Source organism: Streptomyces sp. NPDC001156 (genome assembly GCF_053598275.1).
This window is the reverse complement of sequence record NZ_JBSFJX010000412.1, coordinates 1-3,377: the sequence shown is the minus strand read 5'-3', so window position 1 is coordinate 3,377 and position 3,377 is coordinate 1. Positions and strand designations below refer to the sequence as shown.

Genomic DNA, 3,377 nt, shown 5'->3' with positions numbered 1-3,377 from the left:
CTGGGGCACCGCATCCGGCGACGGACGGCACCGCCCCCACACGACCAGAGCGATCGTGTGGGGCATCGGACCGCCCAGGCCGCAAGCGGCACCCCGGGGCGTGAGGGAACCCGCCCCCGCATCCTTGGACCACGGACACGATCCGCCGGGACCGGACGCGGCGCGAAAGCGGGAGACCAGGACGCCCAACACCGTTCGGAGCGCCCGACTGAGCCTGCGCACCTCACGCTCAGTCCCTAGGAACGGTTAGCCCCACCCCTGATGCCGGATCCTCCCGGGCGCCCGCCCTGCGTACGGTCGAAGGGCGCTCGGGGCCCTCCGGGCCGAGTCCAGGATTCAGGATTTCAGGGGGAAACTCATGGCTCGTACGACGCGGCGTACCGGACCCGGTCGGCGTACTCGGGTGATCGCTCTCGGCGGTGTCGCCGCCGTGGTCGTCGCGACGGTCGCCGGGTGCGGGAACGATGCCGGGGACGATCCGCACCCGGACCACCGTGCCTTCGCACTGCACGGTCGTACGCTCACCGTCGACTCCGACGACTCGGCGCTGGAGATCGTCCCGGCCGATGTGCACCAGGTCGAGGTCACCCGGTGGTTCAAGGGGACGGTCGTGGTCGGCGGGGACCCCCGGGTGACCTGGGCCATGAAGGACGACCGGCTCGTTCTGCGGCTGAAGTGCTCCGGGCTGGTCGCGGACTGTTCCGCCCGGCACCGGATCGAGGTGCCGCGTGGGGTGGCCGTCAAGGTCGAGGAGGGCGACGGGAGCGTGCGGGCGCAAGGGTTCAAGGACGCGCTGAGCATCCGCACCCAGGACGGTTCGGTGCTGGTCACCGACGCCTCAGGGCCGCTCACGCTGGACAGCGCGGACGGGTCGGTGCGGGCGAGGGGCGTGCACTCGCGACGCGTGCACGCCACGACGCAGGACGGTTCCGTCGACCTCGAACTGGGCGCCGTGCCCGATCGCGTCGAGTCGAGCAGCGCGGACGGCTCGGTCATGATCGCGCTGCCGCACGGCACGTACCGTGTCAGCACCCGCGCGCAGGACGGCTCGGTTCATGTGTCGGTCCCCAGGGATTCGGGCAGCTCCCATGTGATCGACGCGCGGACGGAGGACGGGTCGGTCACCGTGCGGACGGCGGGGTAGTCCGCAGGGGCCGGGGGACGAGATCCGGCCACTGCGCACAGTGAACCGAACGCCCCGTGTGTTCGTCCTCAACCGGTGGGAGAATGACACCGGGCAGGGCGGATGACAGCACGGGAGAGGGATGTGACGGCGACACCACCACAGCCGTGCACGCCGTTCGCGCCATGCGCGCGCCATCGATCGCCGAGCTGTCGGCCCGGTCTCATGCGTGCCCCGCGTCCGTCGGACACCGGGCACCGCGATCCGCACGCCGAACGGGAGACCGCCGGTGCGTCCGGCAGCGTTGCACCGCGCCCGGCCCAGGGCGCCGCACGGAGCGCGGCGTCCCGTCGCCCCACTCCGGCCCGTGACGTCCTGGCGCTGCTCAGCCTGCCCCTCGTCGCCGCGCTCGTTCTGCCCGCGGCGTTCGCCGGGGGCGGGACGCGGCGTTGGTTCGGAGGACGGTCCGAGGGGCAGCGGGCCCAGGCGCAGGCCGCCAAGGACGCCGCCGCGGCCGCCTTCTACGAGCTCGACACCGCCCAGCGCGATCTGCGGATCTCGATCGAGACCATCGCCGCCGTGGACGACTCCCCCGCCGCCCGTCGTGCCCTCTCCGACTTCGAGGCGCTCGGGCGGCGTATCGACGAGGTCAGTCACCAGTACATCCAGGCCGTCGACGCGCATGACCTCGACCGGGTCGATCTCGAGGCCTCGGCGGCCTCTCACGCCCGTGCCGAACTCACCGCGGCCAAGGACGAACTGACCCGTGTCAAGCAGGAGCTGGATCGTTTCGGCGACAGTCTCGGGCCGCTGCTCGGCAAGGCCGAGACCCAGCTCGCCCGGCTCGCCCCGGCCGTGGAGCGTGCCCGTCAGGCCCTGCTCGCCGCGAGCAACGCCCTGGACGGCGTCCGGGCCTCGGGGCTCAAGGCCGACGACCTGGCCGCCCGGCTGGCCGCCCTCGCCCCCGAGCTGACCAAACTCAACCAGGGCGCCGGCCGGCACGGTGCGGCACAGACCCTGGAGCGCGCCGAGCGTGTGGCCAGGGAGGCCGAGGCCGTACGAACACAGGCCGAGCGGCTGCCCGAGCAGGCCGCCGAGATCGATCACCGGCTCGTCTCGCTGCGGACCCGGGCGCAGGCGCTCACCACCCGGGCCGGGCAGGTGCAGCCCGTGCTGAGCGAGCTGCGGCGGCGGTTCACCGCGGCGTGCTGGCAGGACCTGCAGCACGTGCCGGATCAGGCCGCCGAGACCGTACGGCAGGCCGAGTTGAAGCTGAGGGAGGCGCAGACCGCGCGCGACGACCAGCGCTGGCCGGACGCGACCTCGCTACTGTCGACCGTGCGGTCGCTGCTGAACACGACGGACGAGGCGGTGTCTGCGGCCGGTGACCGGCTGCGGCGGCTCAACGCCGTCCAGAAGGATCCGCAGCAGGAGATCCAGCGGACGCGGTTCGCGATCCGTGACGCGCAGCGGCTGGCCATGACGGGGCGGACGAATCCCGATCCGCGGCACGCCCGTCCGCTCGACGATTCCGTGGCCCGGCTGGACCGGGCGGTCGCCACGCTCGAGGGCCGTCATCCGGACTACTGGCACTTCCTGACCGAGACGGAGGCGGTGCGCCAGACGGTGGCCCGGGTGGTCTCGCAGATCCGGGAGGAACGGGGAGCCGGTCACTGAGGCCCGGCTCCCGCTCCGGAGGCAGCACGCTCAGGTGCGGTAGGCGTAGTACGCCGCGTTCGGATACGACGCGACGATGCTCGCCACCGACCTGTTGTAGGTGTTGGTGGAGTGGTATGTCACGTACGGCACGCCCTGCGGGCTGCGGTAGGTGACGATCATCGAGTGGCCCTTCGACCAGTCCTTGTTGAAGTCCATCTAGGGCGCGTATCGGGTTGTGATCACTTTGTGGGATGCGCCTTCGCGGCACGGTTCGGTCCGGTAGACCGTCTTACGTGACGCGAGTGCAACTGGGCGATGCGGAGTGGGAGTTCATCGAGCCGTACCTGCCGATCGGCGCGTACGGCCCGTACCCCGAACGGCTGCGGCAGCAGTTCGAAGGTGTGATCTGGCGGTTCAGGACCGGCGGACAGTGGCGGGAGATGCCGACGGAGTTCGGTGCCTGATCGACCGTCCACAACCGCTTCCGTCAATGGCGGGACGCCGGGGTCTTCGAGGCCCTGCTGGAGGGCTTGATCGCGGAAGCCTCGAAGCGGGGTGAGGTGGACCTGTCCCTGGTCAGCATCGACTCCACCAC

The 3,377-nt window shown here is 71.5% G+C and carries 2 protein-coding genes and 2 pseudogenes; 3 read left to right on the top strand and 1 reads right to left on the bottom strand.

All coding sequences use genetic code 11. The features are described 5' to 3' along the window. Positions 1-358 precede the first annotated feature (358 nt). Both ACWDA7_RS51455 and ACWDA7_RS51450 read left to right on the top strand, forming a co-directional pair. Positions 359-1,144 (top strand): DUF4097 family beta strand repeat-containing protein, encoded by a 786-nt coding sequence (locus tag ACWDA7_RS51455; RefSeq protein WP_450614958.1) that lies wholly within the window; start codon positions 359-361, stop codon positions 1,142-1,144. 123 nt (positions 1,145-1,267) lie between these two features. Further along, a complete protein-coding gene (locus ACWDA7_RS51450; RefSeq protein WP_450614957.1) occupies positions 1,268-2,800 on the top strand; it encodes a hypothetical protein in 1,533 nt (510 codons plus the stop codon). Positions 2,801-2,830: 30 nt separating this feature from the next. Here ACWDA7_RS51450 and ACWDA7_RS51445 read toward each other — a convergent pair. Then, positions 2,831-2,998: pseudogene (locus tag ACWDA7_RS51445) on the bottom strand (amidase domain-containing protein); the annotation flags it as partial. A gap of 77 nt (positions 2,999-3,075) precedes the next feature. Between ACWDA7_RS51445 and ACWDA7_RS51440 the strand changes: the two are divergent. Beyond that, positions 3,076-3,377, top strand: a pseudogene (locus tag ACWDA7_RS51440) (transposase); the annotation flags it as partial.

What these genes read in the sequence shown, in the direction of transcription:
- ACWDA7_RS51455 (WP_450614958.1), top strand. Translation starts at nt 359, where the DNA reads ATGGCTCGTACGACGCGGCGTACCGGACCCGGTCGGCGTACTCGGGTG.